Here is a 17824-nt window from a genome sequence, read left to right on the forward strand (position 1 = left end):
TTTTCCAATCGTAGGAGCAGGAGGCGCCTTTGGCCTTTGGTGGGTGAGTCCTTGTTGAGTCCGGTCTCACCGGCTAGGATTGAGACCGGACTCACATTGGGGTTGTTTAGAAATGTAACCTAAGCCACAGTGGCCGTCAAGGCCCTTTCGGAAGGCCAAAATGAGCAGTAACAATCCGCGGCGGCGGGACGTCACGGTCGCCGACGTCGCCAAAGCCGCGCAGGTTTCCAAGGCCCAGGCCGCACGCGCCTTGGGCAATTACGGCGCCGTGAGCGACGACGTCCGGGAGCGCGTGCTGGCTGCCGCCGAGGAACTCGCGTACCGGCCCAACGAACTTGCGCGCAGCATGAACACCGGCAAGTCGCACACTATCGGCGTGGTGGTCGGTGACATCGAAAACCCGCACTTCGGCCTCGCTACCCGCGGCATCAGCGACACCGCCAAAAAGGCCGGTTTCAACGTCATCCTGATCAATACGGACGAGGACGTCTCTGCCGAGGTGGACGCCGTCCAGGTGCTTCTGGATAAGCGCGTTGACGGTTTGATCGTGGCGCCAGCGTCGTCCGTGAACACCGGGCACCTGCAGCGGGTGCAGGAAGCAGCCCGCCCCTTGGTCCTCCTGGACCGCACGGCCGGCGGACTCGCTGCTCAGACCGTGGCCGTGGACATGGCGGGGATGGCCTATGAATCCACGCGCTATCTCCTCTCGGAGGGCCACCGCCGGATCGCCTTCATCTCCACCCTGAAGACGGAATCCCCCTTCACCCCGGGCATGGTCGTGGATTCCTCGCAGATCACCGAGCGCCTGGACGGGATGGGCCGGGCACTGGGCGAGGAAGGGCTCGCGCTCTCTGCCGACTTGGTGCGCCTGAACGCCGGCGACGCGGAGTCGATCCGCAGCATTACGCGCGACGTTCTCCTCATGCCTGAGCCGGCCACCGCCGTCGTGGCTTCCGACGGCCTCATCGCCCTCAGCGTCATCGAAGCAATCCAGGAACTCGGACTGTCCATCCCGGGCGACGTCTCGTTCCTGATGTACGACGACTTCGCCTGGACGAGGCTCACCACCCCGCCCCTTACGGTCATCGCGCAGCCTGTGTACGACATGGGTGTGGCTGCTGCCAGTGCTTTGATCCGGCAGATCGAAGGGCGGAAGCCGGCCGTCGCGCCGGACCTGGTCGCCCGGTTGATCAAGCGGGGCTCGGTGGGCACGCCGAGGGCGGTCAAAGCGTACACCTGACCTGATCCGTTTCCGTTCAGTGGCGGCAGCCTTCCCGAGCGGCGTGCCGCTACGGTTGCCGGCTCGCGAAGACGACCTGGTTCCGGCCAAGGGCCTTGGCCTTGTACAGGGCAGCGTCGGCGGCCGCAACCATGCGCGGCAGGTCGGCGTCGGCGATTGCGCTCGCCGCGACTCCGTAGCTCACGGTGGGGAACACGACGCCGGGAGGCGTGGGCGCGGCGGCCAGGGCGCGGCTGATCACGCCGGCGATCACCTCACCGGTTTCCTGTTCGGCGCCCGGGAGCAGGATGAGGAATTCCTCGCCGCCGTACCTGCCCACAAGGTCGGTGGAGCGGATCGACGCGACGGCGGCTGAGGCGAACGCCTGGATCGCGGCGTCGCCGGCGGCATGGCCGTGCTTGTCGTTGAGGGCCTTGAAATGGTCCAGGTCTGCCATGATCAACGTGGAGGCCGTCCCCGTCGCATCCATGCGCTGCACTTCGCGGGCAGCCAGTTCCATGAAGGCCCTGCGGTTGAGGACGCCTGTGAGGCTGTCCCTGTTGGCGCGTTCATGGAGTCCGCTGATCAGCTGGTCGTTGCTCAAAGCCGTCATGCTGAAGGACACCGTGACCAGCAGGCCGATGATGAGGAGGCTGGTGACTGCGGGGCTGAAATAAGTGCGGAAGTCCGGGCCGTCGGGGCCTTCGAGCAGGTACACGGGCCATCGGCACAGGTAATAGGCCGCCAGGACACCCGCACCCACGGTCAGTGAGCGGTTGACGTAGGATCTGCGCGGTTTCAGCAGCGCAAGCTCGCGGGTCGCCAGCCCCAAGCCCACGGCCATCAGGCCCAGGTACACCAGGCCGCCCGACCATTCATTGGACGCTGGATTCTCCAAGGCCGAAGCAACCGCCGTCACCACCGGGGCCGCGATGACCAGCCAGAGCGGCGTCGTCAGCAGGCGCAGCGAGCGTGCGCCTGCCCAGACGCTGAACGCGCCGGAAACCGCCAAGGCGTTGCCGAGCGGGTCGGCCCAGACCTGATGCGGGGTCCCGGTGAGAAGGAACGCCAGGTTCCCTGTGAGGAAGGCGACGAGCGAAAGGCACCACCAGCCGCTGTACGGTGACCGCGTCTGTCGGAACGATGCGAAGAACAACAAACACAGGATGACTGTGACAACCCCGAGGGCGACCCTCAGGCTTAAAGTATCGAGTTCCATGACCTACTACCCCCTTGCCGAGGCCAAGCCTAAGGCATTTTGGCTGCCAGCCGTTGTCAAGTTGCATCACCGGGACACAAGGGTCCGCTGGGGCTAAAGGGGTCAGCCCCCCGCGGGAGTCAAACAGGCCGCCAAGGCGTTGAATATATGTAGCTGAAGATTCCTTCCCAGACCCCGCACTGCGGTTACAAGGCGGGGTCGGCGACGTGAGAGCCCAAGGGGCCCGGGGCCCTGGCTCTCTCCCCAGCCGTCGTCGGCCCCCCCGGAAAGTCCGACGGCGGCACGTGCCTCTGCTTTTGAGGTGGCAGTGCCGCCGTCGTGCTGTGTCCCAAACACCTAACGCAGGCCGCTGGCTCTGGTCGGAGCACCGTTGCCGGGTCTAGGCTCCAAAGCGACGGCGTGTGCCCGGCACGCCCCGACTGCGGGTGGGTGGAACTCTTTGGACGCCTTCGACAACAAGCAGCAACTGGACAGTGTGGAAAACAAGCAGGGCGCTGGTGAGGGGGAGGCGCCCCGGGGAAAGCCGGAATTCAGCGGCCCGTACCACCACCCTGCGGCCGGCTGGGGCGCGGCGATGAGCGTGGGACGGATCCTGCTGCGTGAACGCACCCTGCTGGACGGGCCGCGGGCCATTTTCCGGATGAACCATGAAGGCAAGGGCTTCGACTGTCCCGGCTGCGCCTGGCCGGACGACACCAAGGGCCTGCACCTGGACATCTGCGAAAACGGCATCAAGCACGTCACGTGGGAAATGACCCACAAGCGCGTGGGCCGTGCGTTCTTCGCGGAGCATTCGGTAGAGGAATTGTCCGGGTGGAGCGAATTCGAGCTGGAGAACAAGGGCCGCCTGACCGAGCCGATGGTCTACGACGCCGGCACGGACCACTACGTGCCGATCAGCTGGAGTGATGCCTTCGAACTGATCGGCCGCTCGCTGCGGGAGCTGGATGATCCCAACCAGGCCTCGTTCTACACTTCCGGCCGGCTGGGCAACGAGGCGACCTTCCTGTACCAGCTCCTCGCCCGCGAACTGGGCACCAACAACCTGCCGGACTGTTCCAACATGTGCCACGAAGCCAGCGGCCGTGCGCTCAAGGCAGCCCTCGGCACGGGCAAGGGCACCGTGGACCTGGCGGACTGGGAAGCCACCGATGCCCTGTTCATCATGGGCGTGAATGCGGCCTCGAACGCGCCCCGGATGCTGACTGCGCTCGCCGAAGCACACCGCCGCGGCGCGCAGATCGTGCACATCAACCCCTTGGTGGAAGCCGCCGCGAGCCGCACGATTGTTCCGCACGACATGTTGGACATGGCCGCCTTCCGCTCCACCAAGACCAGCACCCTGAACCTGCAGCCGCGCATCGGCGGCGACATGGCCCTGCTGCGCGGCATGGCCAAGGCGATCCTGGAAATGTCCGCCACCGACCCCAAGGCACTGGACCAGGAATTCATCGAACGGCACACCGCCGGCTTCGAGGAGTACCGGGCTGTCTGCGAGGCCACCCCGTGGGGCGACATCGAGCGGCAGTCCGGGCTGTCCCGGGCCGACGTCATCAAGGCCGCCCGGGTGTACCGCAACGCCGACCGCAGCATCATCAGCTGGTGCCTGGGCATCACCCAGCACGACCACGGCGTGGACACCATCCGCGAGATCGTCAACGTGCTGCTGCTGCGCGGCAACCTGGGCCGCGAAGGCGCCGGGCCCTCGCCGGTGCGCGGGCACAGCAACGTCCAGGGCAACCGGACCTGCGGCATCGACCACAGGCCCACCGAGCACTTCCTGGCCCGGCTGGACGAGGTGTGCGGCATCGAATCCCCGCGCGCCCATGGCCTGGACACGGTAAGGACCATCGAGGCAATGCACCGCGGGGACGTGAAGGTCTTCGTGGGCATGGGCGGCAACTTCGCCCTTGCGGCCCCGGACACCCCTTACACCTACGCCGGGCTGCGCAATTGCGAGCTGACGGTGCACGTGAGCACCAAGCTCAACCGCAGCCACCTCGTCCACGGGCGCCAGGCCCTGATCCTGCCCTGCCTTGGCCGCACCGAGAAGGATGAACAGGCCAACGGACTCCAGAGCACCTCGGTGGAGGACTCCATGAGCATGGTCCACCTGTCCGTCGGCATGAAGCGCCCCGCGTCCCCGCAGCTGCTTTCCGAACCGGCCATCGTCGCCGGCATCGCCCAGGCCGCGCTGCCGGAAAGCACCACGCCGTGGGCCTGGTACGTGGGGGACTACGACCGAATCAGGGACACCATGGCCAAAGTGCTGGACGGCTTCGAGGACTTCAACCGCCGGGTCCGCCTGCCGCTGGGGTTCCGGCTCAAGCAGCCCGCCCGGGAGCTCGTGTTCAACACGCCTTCAGGGAAGGCCGGATTTTCCGCCGCCCCGTTGCCGGACGTCATCCCGGCCCCCGGAGTCATCTCGCTGGGAACCATGCGCTCCCATGACCAGTGGAACACTACGATCTACTCGGACAACGACCGCTACCGCGGCATCAAGAACCTGCGCACCCTGGTGTTCATGAACACCCAGGACATGGCGGACCGGGGCATCAAGGAGCTCGACCCCGTGGACATCGTCAGCACGGCGCGGGACGGTTCCACCCGTTCGCTGTACGGGTACCTCGCGGTCCCGTATGACATTCCCCGCAGTTGCGCCGCCGGCTACATGCCGGAGATGAACGTCCTGTGCGCCATCGGCGACTACAGCACGCAAAGCGACCAGCCGATCATGAAGCACCTGAAGGTCACCATCACGCCCAGCGTCTGAGCTGGAGCCCGACGGCGGCACCCGGCCTTGCCGGTCAAGGTGCGGTGCCGCCGTCGGGCTTTTTCCGGGGCCGCTAACCCGGGCTGCTAAGCCGCGGGCCGGCTCACGAGCTGGATGAGGTTCCCGCAGGTGTCGTCCAGGACGGCGGTGACCACCGGTCCCATGGGGGTCGGCGGCTGGGTGAAGGCGACGCCGGCGGCTTCGAGCTCCTGGTGGGCGGCCTCGACGTCGTCCACTGCGAAGGACGCCGCCGGGATGCCGTCCGCGACAAGCGCCTGCTTGTAGGCCTTGGCCGCGGGGTGCTGGTCCGGTTCGAGCAGGAGCTGCACGCCGTCGGGTTCGCCCGCGCCGACCACGGTGAGCCAGCGGTAGTCCCCGACGGGCACGTCTTCCTTGGGAACGAATCCCAGCTTCCCGGTGTAGAACTCCAGGGCCTTGGCTTGGTCGTCGACGAAGACGCTGGTCACGTGGATCCTGGCCTGCATGGGCATCTCCTTGCTCGCTTGGTTTGGGTGTCCGGCTGCTGTGTGCCGATCCTACCGGGAGGGTCTGACAGGAAAGCCGGCGAGCACCCGCTCCAGCATGGCGACGCCGAAATCCCGGAAGGCATAATCGCCGATCCCGTGCGCCCACACCACGGTTCCGATGGCCTGGTTCAGGTTTTCAAGCTGCCAGATACTGTCCTCGGCCGGGCCGATGTGCCGTCCGAGGCCACCATGAAAGGCATCCGCCAGGTGTGGGCTGCCAACAAACTGCTTATGGGACAAGCGGACTAGGTCGTGCACCCAGGGCCGGGCGTCCGCGCGCCCGAAGTCGATGACCTTGATGCGGCCCTCCCCCTGCAGCCAGTTCCTTGGCTGGAATGGTCCTTGAGGACCATGTGCGGCCCAGAGGCTCCGATTAGACGGTTCCCGCGCCATAAGACGGCGGCCGTCGTCTGGTGCGGCGGGAACCGTCTAATCAGGCGGCCCCCGCACAAAGCACGACGCCGGCCCCCACCGAAAGGCGGGGACCGGCGTCGGGCGTTAGAACAGTTAGCGAGTGTTACGCCGTAACTGCCAGGGCGTCGATCTCGACGAGCATGACCTCGTGCGGCAGGTCGACGAAGACCGTGGTGCGGCTGGGGAGCTGGCCGCTGGGGACGTTCTCGTTGATGAACTCGCCGTAGACCTCGTTCATCGCGGCGAAGTCGTCGCGGGTGGTGAGGTAGACGCGGAACATGATGACGTCTTCCACCGAGGACCCGCCGGCCTCGAGGATGGCCTTGACGTTCTCCAGGGTGCGGCGGGTCTGGACGCGGACGTCGCCGTCGCCGATGTACTGGTTCGTGGCCGGGTCCATGGGGCCCTGGCCGGACACCTGGAAGATGCCGCCCTTCTTCACGCCCTGGGAGAAGGTGTGGGCCGGTGCGGGGGCGTTGTCGGTGCGGACGATGGTCTTGGCGCTCATACTGCGTTCCTTTCGGTGGGGGTCCAGCCCAGATCTTGTGAAATGGCTGCGGTGGTTTCGGTCAGTTCGGGGAGCAGGCCCATCAGGCCCTCGTAGTCGAGCATGACGATCGGCACGGAGCAGGACGCCGCTGCCACCACGGCGCCGCTGGCGTCGCGGATGGGAGCTGCGATGCAGTGCACGAACGCTTCGTGCTCGGCGTTGTCGTGGGCCCAGCCCTGCTTCCTGACTACTTCCAGTTCGGCCAGCAGGGCCTCGGGGGAGGTCAGGGTGTTCTCGGTGACCTTGACGTAGTCCAGTCCGGCGGCGATTTTCTCCTGCCGGGCGCGGGGCATGTCCGCCAGCAGGACCTTCGCGACGGCTGCCGAGTGCAGCGACGCCGTGAGGCCGATCCGCGAGTACATCCGCACGGGATGGTGGGACTCGAACTTGTCGATGTACACCACGTCCTTGCCTTCGAAGGCCGCCAGGTGCACGGTGTGCCCGGTACGGGCATTCAGTTCGGCCAGGTGCGGGCGCGCCACCTCGCGGATGTCGCGCTGCTCCAGGGCGAGGGAGGACAGTTCGAACAGCTTCGAGCCGAGGCGGAAGCGCTGTTCGTCGTCGCGCACCACCATCCGCTTCTCCTCCATGGTGTGCAGCAGGCGCATCACGGTGGTCTTGTGCACGGAGGCGCTGCGGGCGAGTTCGTCCAGGGTGGCCGGCTTCGCGGCCAGCTCGCTCAGCAGGTCGATCGCGCGCATCAGGCTCTGGCTCATGGCGCCACGCTCCCTTCGGCGGGTGGGGCTGCCGGCGAACCGCCCGGGGATGCGGCCGGCGGCGATGCTTCCGGTACGTCGAAATGCCCGGGCCGGACCCGGATCCCGGCCCACTGTTCGTCGCTGCATTCCAGGATCGCGGCGAGTGCGGCGGCTTCGGGGAGCGGCCCGCGGTCCCCGTGAACGGTCAGCGTGCATGCCGCGGCGGCATGGCCACGCCGCAGGCTGGCCTTCTGGCTGAGCCCGAACAACACGCCGCTGAGGTACCCGGCGGCGAAGGAATCGCCCGCGCCCACCGGTTCCACCACGTCCACGGACAGTGAGGGCACTTCGTCCCGGCGGCCGTCGCGGTGCAGGGCGATGGCGCTGATCGCTTCGTTCTTGATGACGACGACGGCGGGATCGGGCATGAGCGCGCGGAGCTCGCCTTCGTCCGTGGTGCCGAAAGCGTGTCCGGCTTCGTCCTTGCCCACCAGCACGATGTCCGCGAGGTTGGCCAATTGCCGCAGCACCGACTTGTCCTGCCCGGCCCAGAGGGCGGGTCGCCAGTTGACGTCGAACGTGATGAGCCTGCCGTCGCGCGGGGCCTTCAGGAGGACCTCGAGGAGCGCCCGGCAGTCGGCGGACAGGGCGGCGGTGATGCCGCTGAGGTGGATGAGCCCGGCCTTGCCGAGCAGCTCTGCCACCGCCGGATTCGCCAGGGTGGCCGGGGCCATGGCGGAGGCGGCGGAACCCTGCCGGTAGTACAAAACCGAGCTGCCGGCGTCGGGTTCGCTTTCCTGGGCGGGGACCTTTACGTAGAGGCCGGTGGGCAGGCTGGTATCCACTTCGACGCCAGTGACGCCCACGCCGTGGTCCCTGAGGTCTTCGATGATCCGGGTGCCGAAGCCGTCGTGGCCCACCCGGCCCACCCAGTGCGCTTCGAGGCCCATCGCGGCCAGGCCCATGGCGACGTTGGACTCGGCCCCGCCGATGCTGCAGTGCAGCTCCTCGGCCCGGTGCAGGGGGACCCCGTTCACGGGGGTGAGCATGGCCATGGTCTCGCCGATGCAGACAGCAGTTGGCATAAAGCTCTCCTTCTTTAGGTATACCGGGGCCTTGACGCCCAATCCGGGACCATGTTAGACATATCTGCAACAGCTTTGCAACCAGCGTTGCAAAATACGCAACGCAAGCATTTTGATAAGCCAGATCCTTGGTGTGCCGGACAATGACCGACCGGCCCCGTGAAGGGAAAACATGTCCACCTCCGAAGCCGGATCAACAGCCCCCGCCATCGCCGCCGACGCCGTCGCGCGGCTTTCTTCGGTTCCGCTGAGCTGGCGGCACAAGGCCGTGCCCGCCGCCGCGAACGGAACCACCGCCGGCGACTTCATCCGGGAACGCCACACCTTGGCGGAGCTGCAGACGCCGCTGCTCACCCTCGATGGCCGCGCGCTGGAGGGCAACGCCGACCGCCTGGCCGCGTGGTGCGCTGAGCACGGCGTCCGCCTCGCCCCGCATGGCAAGACCACCATGGCCCCGCAGCTCTGGGCCGAACAGCTCGAACGCGGCGCCTGGGGTATTACCCTGGCCAACTTCGCCCACCTCCGGGTGGCCCGTGAATTCGGGGTGCGGAAGCTGCAACTGGCCAACAGCCTCACGGATCCGCACGCCATTGAATGGGTTGCCTCGGTGGTGGGACCCGAACAGACCATCCTGTCCTGGGTGGATTCGGTGGCCACCGTGGAGCTGATCGGCCGCACACTTGAAGCCGCCGGAAGCAGCGCTGTGCTGGACGTCCTGGTGGAGCTTGGCGCCCACGGCGGACGCACCGGCGCCCGCGGCATCGACGCCGCCCTGGAGGTGGCCCGGGCTGCCGCTGCCTCGCCGCACCTGCGGCTGGTGGGCGTCAGCGGCTACGAAGGATCCCTCGCCCACACCGCCGACGCCGATGCGCTGGGTACCGTGCGCGCTTACCTCGGGCAGATGCTGGAACTGCACCGGCAGCTGCTCGCGGACGGCCTGTACGGCTCGGACGAGCTGATCGTCACCGCGGGCGGCAGTGCCTACTTCGACGACGTCGTCGACGTCCTCTCGCCGTGCATCAGCGACGGCGGCGACGGCGGACGGAAAGTCGAGCTGCTCATCCGCAGCGGCGCCTACATCATCCACGACGACGGTTTCTACCGGGGGATCTCGCCGTTCTCCCGGCACGGCGGGCAGCCCTTCCGCTCCGCCATGCACGGCTGGGCCCGCGTGGTATCCCAGCCGGAGCCCGGCTTGGCCCTGCTCGACGCCGGCAAGCGGGACCTTCCCGTGGACGAGGGCCTGCCGCGCCCGCAGCAGATCGGGCCGGAACTCGGCGGAGCCATGAGCCCGCTGGAGGGCGCCGAGATCACCGCGGTCAACGACCAGCATTCCTTCCTCAGCTTCGACCCCGCCACCACCACGGTCCGTCCCGGCGACGTGGTGCGGCTGGGCCTGTCCCACCCGTGCACGGCCTTCGACAAATGGACCCTGATCCCGGTCCTGGCCAGCGCGGACGGTGACCAGACCGTCGTCGACCTCATCCACACCTTTTTCTAGGAGTCCCGGATGAAGACCCTCATCAGCAACGCCGTCCTGATCGACGGCACGGGCGAGGCCCGGCGGGATGCGGACGTCCTGCTGGACGGCACCGGCATCGCACGGATCGCCGACGCCGGAAGCCTCACCGCCGCCGGAACCGGCGCCGACCGCACCATCGATGCCACCGGACTGGTCCTCAGCCCCGGCTTCATCGACATGCACGCCCACTCGGACCTGCAGCTGCTGGTCACCCCGGAGCACTACGCCAAGCTCAGCCAGGGCGTCACCACCGAACTCCTCGGCCAGGACGGACTGTCCTACGCGCCCGTGGACGACGCAACCCTGGCCGCCATCCGCCAGAAGATCGCCGGCTGGAACGACAACCCGGAGGACTTCGACTGGGACTGGCGCACCGTGGGCGAGTACCTTGACCGCCTGGATACCGAAAACGACGGCGGCCGGATCGCCACGAACGCCGCCTACCTCGTGCCGCAGGGCACCGTGCGGGCGCTCGTCATGGGCTTCGACGAAGGCGAGGCCAGCCCGGAGCAACTTGAGCAGATGCGCGAGGTGGTCCGGACCGCGATGGCGGAGGGCGCCGTCGGGATGTCCTCCGGACTGACCTACACACCCGGCATGTACGCCTCCACCGAGGAACTCGGGGCGCTGTGCAGCGTGGTCGGCGAACTGGGCGGCTTCTACGCCCCGCACCACCGCTCCTACGGCAAGGGCGCCTTGGCCGCGTACGCCGAAATGATCGGCCTCAGCCGGGACACCGGCTGCGCCCTCCACCTTTCCCACGCCACCATGAACTTCGCCGAGAACAAGGGCCGCGCGGGCGAACTGCTCGCCCTCATCGACGAGGCCCTCGACGCCGGCGTGGACATCACCCTGGACACCTACCCGTACCTGCCCGGCGCCACCACTCTCTCGGCGATCCTGCCCAGCTGGGCCTCCGCGGGCGGTACCGACGCCACACTGGCCCGGCTCCGCGACCCGGAAACCAAGGCGAGGATCCGCGAAGCCGTGGAAATCTACGGTTCGGACGGCTGCCACGGCGTGGTGGCCGAATGGGACACCCTGGAAATCAGCGGCGTGCAGAACCAGGCGCTCGCCGGCTACGTGGGCCGCACCATCGCGCAGATCGCGGCAGACGAAGGCCGCGAACCGTTCGAGGTCTTCACCCGGATCCTGCTGGACGACCGGCTCGGCACCGGCATCCTGCAGCACGTGGGCCACGAGGAAAACGTCCGCGCCATCATGGTGCACCGCACCCATACCGGCGGCAGCGACGGACTGCTGGTGGGCGGCAAGCCGCACCCCCGGGCGTGGGGCACCTTCCCGCGCTACCTCGGCCACTACAGCCGGGAACTGGGCCTGATGAGCCTGGAGGAAACCGTCCACCACCTCAGCGGCCGGCCCGCCGCGCGGCTCAAGCTCGACCGCCGCGGCCTGGTCCGCGAAGGCTACGCCGCGGACCTGGTCCTCTTTGACCCGGAGTCCGTCCGCGACACCGCCACCTTTGAGAATCCCCGCCAGGCAGCAGCCGGCATCCACTACGTGTTCGTCAACGGCACGGCAGCGATCGACGGCGGCCAGCCCACCGGCGCGCGTGCCGGCCGTGCCCTGCGCCGCAGCCCCGACGGCCGCACCCGAGCAACCCGAAAAGAAGGTACCCACGCATGACGCCCGAAGAATTCATCCAGCAGCTCGAGGAGGACCGCACCCTCGCCGTCGTCCGGGCTCCCGGAATCCCCGACGCCGCCGAACTCTGCCACGCCCTGGCTTCCGGCGGCATCCGCTCGGTGGAGCTGACCTTCACGACGCCGGACGCCCTCACCCATGTGCGCCGCGCCGCGGAGACCGCCGCTGAGCACGGCGCCGCCGTCGGCATCGGCACGGTCCTCACTGCGGACCAGGCCAAGGCCGCGATTGACGCGGGCGCGAAGTTCCTCGTCACCCCGGGTCTTCGCCCCGAGGTGGCCGAAGTCGCCACCAAAGCAGGCATCCCGTTCAGCCTCGGCGCCATGACCCCCACCGAAGTGGCCCAGGCCCTGGACCTCGGCTCCGCCGCGGTGAAGATCTTCCCTGCCCGCCAGCTCGGACCTGTGTACCTGAAGGACCTGCAAGGCCCATACCCGGGCATCAAGCTCCTGCCCTCCGGCGGCATCGACGCCTCCAACGCCAAGGGCTACCTCGACGCCGGAGCCGCCGCGGTCTGCTGCGGTACCAGTGTGGTGCCCCCCGCCGCCGTCGCCGCCGGCGACTGGACGGACATTTCAGCCCGGGCCGCCGCCTTCACCGGCGCCCTCAAGTAGGAACCCCGGAAAGGAAGATCAATGAATGAATTCCTCGACTGGCTGCGGCACGATACAGCCGGCCTGCTCCTGTTGGCAGGCGTGGGCATCGCCCTCTTGCTTTTCCTGATCATCAGGCTCAAGGTCGAACCCTTCATCGCCCTCGTGGGCACCAGCGTGCTCGTGGCCCTGGTCGGCGGGGTGACGGTGGAAGCCCTTGTCGGCTCTCCGGTCAAGAGCGGCGACGCCCTCATTGAAAAGGGCTTCGCCGGCATCCTCGGCCACATCACCTTGATCATCGGCCTCGGCACGGTGCTCGGTGCCATCCTCGAACGATCCGGCGGCGCGGAGGTGCTGCTGGGCAAACTCGTGAAGATCTTCGGCGAGAAGGGCACCCCGATCGCCATGGGCGTCACGGGCTTCGTGCTCGGCATTCCGGTGTTCTTCGACATCGGCATCTTCGTCCTGGCACCGCTGGTGTACGTCGCTGCGGTGCGCGGCGGAAAGTCCCTGGCCCTGTACGCCCTGCCGCTGTTGGCAGGCCTCTCCGTGACCCACGCCTTCCTGCCCCCGCACCCCGGTCCCGTGGCCGCAGCCGGCCTGTTCCACGTGGAACTGGGTTGGATCATCATCATGGGCCTCGCCTGCGGCATCCCCGCCTGGTTCGCCTCCGGCATCCTCTGGGGCACCTGGATCGGCAAGCGGGTCGATGTCAGCGTCCCCGAAGACCGCGTGATCCCGGAGGCCGAAGAAGCCAAGGGGCACGAGCCGCCCATGAGCCTTGTGGCACTCGCCATCGGCCTGCCCATGCTCCTGATCCTCGGCGCCACCTTCGGCAACGTCTTCCTGGCCGCAGGCACCCTGCGCGACGTCCTGGTCTTCTTCGGCAACCCGGCCATCGCATTGACGGTCGCCGTGGCATTGTCCATGTGGTTGCTGGGCATCCGCCGCGGCATGTCCGCCAAGGACCTCTCCGAACTCAGCTCCGCCTCGCTGAAGCCGGTGGGCATGATCCTGCTGGTGGTCGGCGCCGGCGCCTTCTTCGGTGCCGTGCTCTCGGCAACCGGCGTGGGCAAGGCGGTCGCCGACACCCTGTCCACGGCCGGCCTCCCGGTGATCCTGTCCGCCTACGTGATCGCCTGCGGCATGCGCATCGCCCAGGGCTCGGCCACCGTGGCCATCGTGACCACCGGCGGCATCCTCGCCCCGGCTCTCACGTCGGGGAGCTACTCCCAGCCGCAGCTGGCCCTGATTGCCATCGCCATTTCCTCCGGCTCGATCATCGCCAGCCACGTCAACGACGGCGGCTTCTGGATCATCTCCAAGTACTTCAACATGTCAGTCAAGGACACGCTGAAGACCTGGACCGTGCTGGAGACCGTGCTTTCCGTGGTCGGTTTCGGCATGGCGGCGCTGATCTACCAGTTCGTGTAGCCCTTGCCAGCCCCCGACGGCGGGTGGCCACCTCCGGCGCGTTTGCCGCGCGGGTGGCTGCCCGCCGTCGCGCGTTAACAGCGGGGGCGATGTCGCGGCGGCCCGGCCGAATTCGCCGGAAGGCTGCGGGGTCGCTGGAACGTTCCGGCGACCCGGCAGTTCTCCCGCGACCCCGGAGGCCGGCGCGGCACGTTTTTGAAGCGACCGCGCACGTCCCCTCTGGACGGCTAACGGCAGGAAGGGCTGGGGCTTGCAGCGTCCGGAGGGAGTCCCGTGGCGCTGGTGCACTAGCGGTGCTTAAACAAAAGAGCTCCGGAGTGCGTTATTGGGGGATACGCACTCCGGAGCGGCCTTTGGGCAGGTGCCTTGCGGTTCCTGCTGACATTCAGCTTACGTGCCGATTTCCTGCGCCGCCACCACCTCGAATAAGTACTTTTGCTTTAGTTTCAACCGACCTGTTTTGGCTGCCGGGTCCGTTACGACGCGGCGGAACCGTCCTCGCCGTCTTCGCCGTCCTCGTCGATTTCGTCCCCGGCCCGGTGCGCGTGCCGGGCCTGGACCGCCTTGGCCAGCGGCACGATCAGCACCGGCCTGCTTTGGTGGTGGCTCAGCCAGGAGGCCACCGAACCGTTCAGCGCCTCGGAAATCCGGTGCCCGATCCCGGGTTCGGGGCTGCCCACGACGATCATGGAGGCGTCGATTTCAGCGGCGAGCCGGCCGATCGCCCGGGCCGGATCCCCGGCCAGGAGCCGCAAGGTCCAGTCGACTCCGCTGCCCTGGGCGAGCCCGGTAATGCGTTCCTTCAGTCCCTGACGCACGGCGGCGATGTCGGCGTCGTCCTTTTCCGGGTGCAGGGACAAACGGTGGGTGTCCCGCGAGGGGTCCCACTCGACAAGGTAGCTTGCCTCGTCCACGTAGGCGCATACCAAGGGCGCGTCGAGGCGCCGGGCGAAGGCGGCTGCCGTCTGGAATACCTCGGGATGCTGCTCGGGCACGATGCCGAGAAGCAAGGGGGACCGTCCGCTGAAGCCGTCAGACATACTCAAATTGTCGCGCGATGCATGGTCAATGAACAGGTTCAGCGGACCTTGAAGAGAGCTCCAGCGGGGCCTAGCGTTAAGGCACAGAAAGGGGTGGTCCGCATGGAGATCTTCATGTGGTGGCTGGATCTGGACCTTAAACACAAGGAATGGCTGCGCGAAAACCTGCGTGTCACGGAGCTGCCTTTGACGGTACTCCAGGGAATCGCCGAAGCGGGCGGACCGCATCCGGACGATCCCGGTGGCGGCCTCAGCGCGGCCGACTGGGACTTCATCGAAACCCAGTCGGAGTTCGTGGACTAGCAAGGGGTCAGCGAGGCTGTGCCCGAACGGAAGGACACTGCTTGGAGCTGATCACGGGCGCCCTGGAAAAGGTTTCCGAGGGCGCGGTATGGGCCGAGGGGCCGGTCTGGCTGCCGGAAACGCAGACCGTCCGGTGGAGCGACATACCCAACGACCGGATCTTGGAATTCGACCCCGGGTCGGGGCAAACGTGGGTGTACGCGAGCGGTGTTGAGTACACGAACGGGCGAACCCTCGACCTTGACGGAAGCGTCGTGCAATGCAGCCACGGGCGCAGGCGCGTGGAGCGGGACCGCGGAGGCGTGGTCGCGGCGCTCGTCGATTCCTTTGGCGGCCGTCGGCTCAATTCGCCCAACGACGTGGTAGTCAAGGGAGACGGCTCGGTCTGGTTCACGGACCCGCCGTACGGAATCCTGCCCGGGACCACGGAAGGCCACGAAGGCGAACAGGAATATGGTGCGTGCCACGTCTTCCGCTTTGATCCGGCAACCGAGGTCCTGACGTCGGTGGTCACCGATCTCGTGCACCCCAACGGCCTGGCCTTCTCGCCGGACGAATCCATCCTCTACGTCGCCGATACTGCAGGCCCGGACCGCGGAGTTCCATACCGCATCGCCGCGTTCGGCGTGGAGGACGGCCGTTGCGCTGCCGGAAGGACTTTTGTGGAGCTTGAGGACGGCATGGCCTCGGACGGGTTCCGCGTCGATGTTCTGGGGCGGCTATGGACCTCCGCGGGACCGTCGGTGCGCGTCTACGCCCCCGACGGCAAGCTGCTGGCCGGCGTCGACGTTCCCGAAACGGTCTCGAACGTGTGCTTCGGCGGGCCAGATGGGCAGGACCTGTACATCACGGCCACCTCGTCCCTCTACAGGCTGCGCACGTCGACCCGGGATGCAGCCCGGCGGCTCGGCTCCGCTTCCGGTTGACCCTGCGCGGACGGCATTCTCCCCGGCAACGACGCGTGCCGCCCCCGCAAACCGTTGCCACCCGCAGGTGCGGGTGGTTGCATGGGGACCATGGCTAACGCAGAGAGTTACATCTTGGCGATCGGGACCAAAAAGGGCTTGTGGCTGGCGCACAGCACAGACCGCAAGGAATGGTCCCTCAGCGGCCCGCACTTCCTCATGAGCGAGATCCCCAGCATCGGGATCGATACCCGTGGGGATTCCCCGCGCATCATGGTCGGCGTGCGGTCCGAACATTGGGGGCCCACCGTGGCCCACTCCGATGACCTTGGCGCCACCTGGACCGAACCGGAACAGGGCGCCATTTCCTTTCCCGAAGGCACCGAAGCCGCGCTGGAACGCATCTGGCAGATCTACCCCGACGCCGCGTCCCGGCCCGGCGTCGTCTGGGCCGGCTGCGAACCGATTTCCGTCTGGAAGTCCACCGACGGCGGCGAGCACTTCGAGCTGAACCGCGCGCTGTGGGACCACCCCCACCGCAGCGAATGGGGCGCCGGCTACGGTGGCGCGGCCGCCCACTCGATCGTGGTGGACCGGTCGGGGGAGAAGGTGCACATCGCCATGAGCACCGGCGGCGTGTACAGATCGCTCGACGGCGGTGCCTCCTGGGAGGCCCGGAACAAGGGAATCTCGGCGTATTTCATGCCGGACCCCAACCCGGAGTTCGGCCAGTGCGTGCATAAGATCGCGGCGGATGCCGCCGTCGACGGCCGCCTCTACGCGCAGAACCATCACGGCGTCTACCGCACGGATGACGACGGCGAGAACTGGGAACCAATCGCGGACGGCCTGCCCGCCGATTTCGGCTTCGTGATGCTCACGCATCCGCGGCGTTCCGGGACCGCCTGGGTGGTTCCGTTGAAGGCCGACGGCGAGCGGATCCCGCCGGACGGCCGGCTTGCCGTGCATCGGACGGACGACGCCGGCGGGTCCTGGAAGCGGCTCGAGACCGGACTGCCGGACCATGAGTACAACTCGGTGCTGCGCGACGCCGCCTCGGTGGACACCGCCGAACCGGTCGGAGTGTACTTCGGAACACGGGGCGGCACGGTGTACGCCAGCGCGGATGAGGGCGAGAGCTTCACCGAGGTGGTTTCGCACCTGCCGGATGTGCTTTGTGTCCGGGCCGCGGTGGTCTCGGGTGCGGCCGTGCCCGCGTTTTCTGCGTAGGAGTCCCGTTGCCAGACATCACTGTGGTGCTGCCGAGCGTCCTGCAGCCGCTCGCCGGCGGGCAGTCCTTGCTGACTGCGCCCGCCGGCGGGGCCGGGACCGTGGGTGCGTTGCTTGACGCTGTGACCGGGGATTACCCGGTGCTTGCCCGGAGGCTCCGGGACGAGACCGGAGCCCTGCGCCGCTACGTGAATATTTACGTCAACGGCGAGGAAGTCCGGCGCCTGAAAGGCTTGGAAACCGAGGTGTCGGCCGGCCAGGAGGTGTTGATCATCCAGTCCGTGGCCGGCGGTTGAGACGCGTGGGCGGGTTGGCTCAGGCCACTCGCCAGAGGGTGCATTCGTCCGTATTGATGGCCTTGCGGAGGCCGCTCAGCTGGTCCATGATCCACACGACGCCGATGCCCGGCGCGGTTTCCTGGACGCTTCCCCTGCGGATGACGACGTCATCGTATGCGGGTCCGACAGAGAGGCGGGCCTCGATCTGGTCGCCGCGGTGCAGCTGGTCGAGGGTGCGGATGCGGGTGGTTCGGACTGGTACTTCCTTCAACATGGTGGCCTCCTTGGCTGGAGCTGCCAGCGTTTGCCGGCACTTCCAGTGTGGGGGGCGAATGTTGCAGGGTGGTTTCGGCGCCGTTAGCGTCCCGT

The 17824-nt window shown here is 67.6% G+C and carries 18 protein-coding genes; 10 read left to right on the forward strand and 8 right to left on the reverse strand.

The window, feature by feature from the left end:
- Window positions 1-160 precede the first annotated feature (160 nt).
- Window positions 161-1240: a LacI family DNA-binding transcriptional regulator gene (locus DWV11_RS10845; protein WP_115788898.1), complete on the forward strand. Its 1080-nt coding sequence runs from the start codon at window positions 161-163 to the stop codon at window positions 1238-1240.
- Between the two features lie 49 nt (window positions 1241-1289).
- Here DWV11_RS10845 and DWV11_RS10850 read toward each other — a convergent pair whose 3' ends face one another.
- On the reverse strand, window positions 1290-2438 hold the full coding sequence (locus tag DWV11_RS10850; protein WP_115788899.1) for a GGDEF domain-containing protein: 1149 nt from the start codon (window positions 2436-2438) through the stop codon (window positions 1290-1292).
- 439 nt (window positions 2439-2877) lie between these two features.
- On the opposite strand from DWV11_RS10850, the gene DWV11_RS10855 reads away from it, so the two are divergent.
- Window positions 2878-5211 (forward strand): FdhF/YdeP family oxidoreductase, encoded by a 2334-nt coding sequence (locus DWV11_RS10855; protein WP_115788900.1) that lies wholly within the window; start codon window positions 2878-2880, stop codon window positions 5209-5211.
- An 86-nt stretch (window positions 5212-5297) separates the two neighbouring features.
- Here the strand turns inward: DWV11_RS10855 and DWV11_RS10860 are convergent, their stop codons facing one another.
- The 5 genes from DWV11_RS10860 to DWV11_RS10880 all read right to left on the reverse strand — a co-directional run bounded on the left by DWV11_RS10860 (window position 5298) and on the right by DWV11_RS10880 (window position 8485).
- On the reverse strand, window positions 5298-5696 hold the full coding sequence (locus DWV11_RS10860) for a VOC family protein (RefSeq protein ID WP_115788901.1): 399 nt from the start codon (window positions 5694-5696) through the stop codon (window positions 5298-5300).
- A 51-nt stretch (window positions 5697-5747) separates the two neighbouring features.
- Window positions 5748-5978 carry a hypothetical protein gene (locus tag DWV11_RS10865; protein WP_115788902.1) on the reverse strand — a complete coding sequence of 77 codons (231 nt, stop codon included), beginning with the start codon at window positions 5976-5978 and terminating at the stop codon, window positions 5748-5750.
- Between the two features lie 277 nt (window positions 5979-6255).
- Entirely contained in the window at window positions 6256-6660 is a 405-nt protein-coding gene (locus DWV11_RS10870; RefSeq protein ID WP_115788903.1) for a RidA family protein, read from the reverse strand.
- Complete coding sequence (locus DWV11_RS10875; protein WP_115788904.1) at window positions 6657-7418, reverse strand: IclR family transcriptional regulator; 762 nt, start codon at window positions 7416-7418, stop codon at window positions 6657-6659. Before DWV11_RS10875 ends, DWV11_RS10870 begins: the two co-directional genes overlap by 4 nt.
- Window positions 7415-8485 carry a sugar kinase gene (locus DWV11_RS10880; protein WP_115788905.1) on the reverse strand — a complete coding sequence of 357 codons (1071 nt, stop codon included), beginning with the start codon at window positions 8483-8485 and terminating at the stop codon, window positions 7415-7417. The genes DWV11_RS10875 and DWV11_RS10880 overlap by 4 nt, the downstream gene beginning before the upstream one ends.
- A gap of 172 nt (window positions 8486-8657) precedes the next feature.
- Between DWV11_RS10880 and DWV11_RS10885 the strand changes: the two genes are divergently transcribed.
- Genes DWV11_RS10885 through DWV11_RS10900 form a run of 4 tightly spaced genes read left to right on the forward strand, consistent with a single transcriptional unit; the run spans window position 8658 to window position 13699 of the window.
- Window positions 8658-9986, forward strand: a complete 1329-nt coding sequence (locus tag DWV11_RS10885; protein WP_115788906.1) for a type III PLP-dependent enzyme domain-containing protein — start codon at window positions 8658-8660, stop codon at window positions 9984-9986.
- Between the two features lie 9 nt (window positions 9987-9995).
- On the forward strand, window positions 9996-11654 hold the full coding sequence (locus tag DWV11_RS10890; RefSeq protein WP_115788907.1) for an N-acyl-D-amino-acid deacylase family protein: 1659 nt from the start codon (window positions 9996-9998) through the stop codon (window positions 11652-11654).
- Window positions 11651-12286, forward strand: coding sequence for a bifunctional 4-hydroxy-2-oxoglutarate aldolase/2-dehydro-3-deoxy-phosphogluconate aldolase (locus tag DWV11_RS10895; protein ID WP_115788908.1), 636 nt, complete (start codon window positions 11651-11653; stop codon window positions 12284-12286). Before DWV11_RS10890 ends, DWV11_RS10895 begins: the two co-directional genes overlap by 4 nt.
- A gap of 21 nt (window positions 12287-12307) precedes the next feature.
- Window positions 12308-13699 (forward strand): GntP family permease, encoded by a 1392-nt coding sequence (locus DWV11_RS10900; RefSeq protein ID WP_115788909.1) that lies wholly within the window; start codon window positions 12308-12310, stop codon window positions 13697-13699.
- 476 nt (window positions 13700-14175) lie between these two features.
- Here the strand turns inward: DWV11_RS10900 and DWV11_RS10905 are convergent, their stop codons facing one another.
- Window positions 14176-14739 (reverse strand): universal stress protein, encoded by a 564-nt coding sequence (locus DWV11_RS10905; RefSeq protein WP_115788910.1) that lies wholly within the window; start codon window positions 14737-14739, stop codon window positions 14176-14178.
- A 102-nt stretch (window positions 14740-14841) separates the two neighbouring features.
- Between DWV11_RS10905 and DWV11_RS10910 the strand changes: the two genes are divergently transcribed.
- The 4 genes from DWV11_RS10910 (at window position 14842) to DWV11_RS10925 (ending at window position 17473) form a co-directional block, all read left to right on the forward strand.
- Window positions 14842-15042 carry a hypothetical protein gene (locus DWV11_RS10910; RefSeq protein ID WP_115788911.1) on the forward strand — a complete coding sequence of 67 codons (201 nt, stop codon included), beginning with the start codon at window positions 14842-14844 and terminating at the stop codon, window positions 15040-15042.
- Between the two features lie 41 nt (window positions 15043-15083).
- On the forward strand, window positions 15084-15968 hold the full coding sequence (locus tag DWV11_RS10915) for an SMP-30/gluconolactonase/LRE family protein (protein WP_115788912.1): 885 nt from the start codon (window positions 15084-15086) through the stop codon (window positions 15966-15968).
- Window positions 15969-16049: 81 nt separating this feature from the next.
- Window positions 16050-17177 (forward strand): WD40/YVTN/BNR-like repeat-containing protein, encoded by a 1128-nt coding sequence (locus tag DWV11_RS10920; protein ID WP_115788913.1) that lies wholly within the window; start codon window positions 16050-16052, stop codon window positions 17175-17177.
- An 8-nt stretch (window positions 17178-17185) separates the two neighbouring features.
- Window positions 17186-17473 (forward strand): MoaD/ThiS family protein, encoded by a 288-nt coding sequence (locus DWV11_RS10925; protein ID WP_115788914.1) that lies wholly within the window; start codon window positions 17186-17188, stop codon window positions 17471-17473.
- Between the two features lie 19 nt (window positions 17474-17492).
- Here the strand turns inward: DWV11_RS10925 and DWV11_RS10930 are convergent, their stop codons facing one another.
- A complete protein-coding gene (locus DWV11_RS10930; RefSeq protein WP_115788915.1) occupies window positions 17493-17729 on the reverse strand; it encodes a hypothetical protein in 237 nt (78 codons plus the stop codon).
- Window positions 17730-17824: the final 95 nt, after the last annotated feature.

The organism is Arthrobacter silvisoli (genome assembly GCF_003369445.1).
GTDB lineage: Bacteria > Actinomycetota > Actinomycetes > Actinomycetales > Micrococcaceae > Arthrobacter > Arthrobacter silvisoli.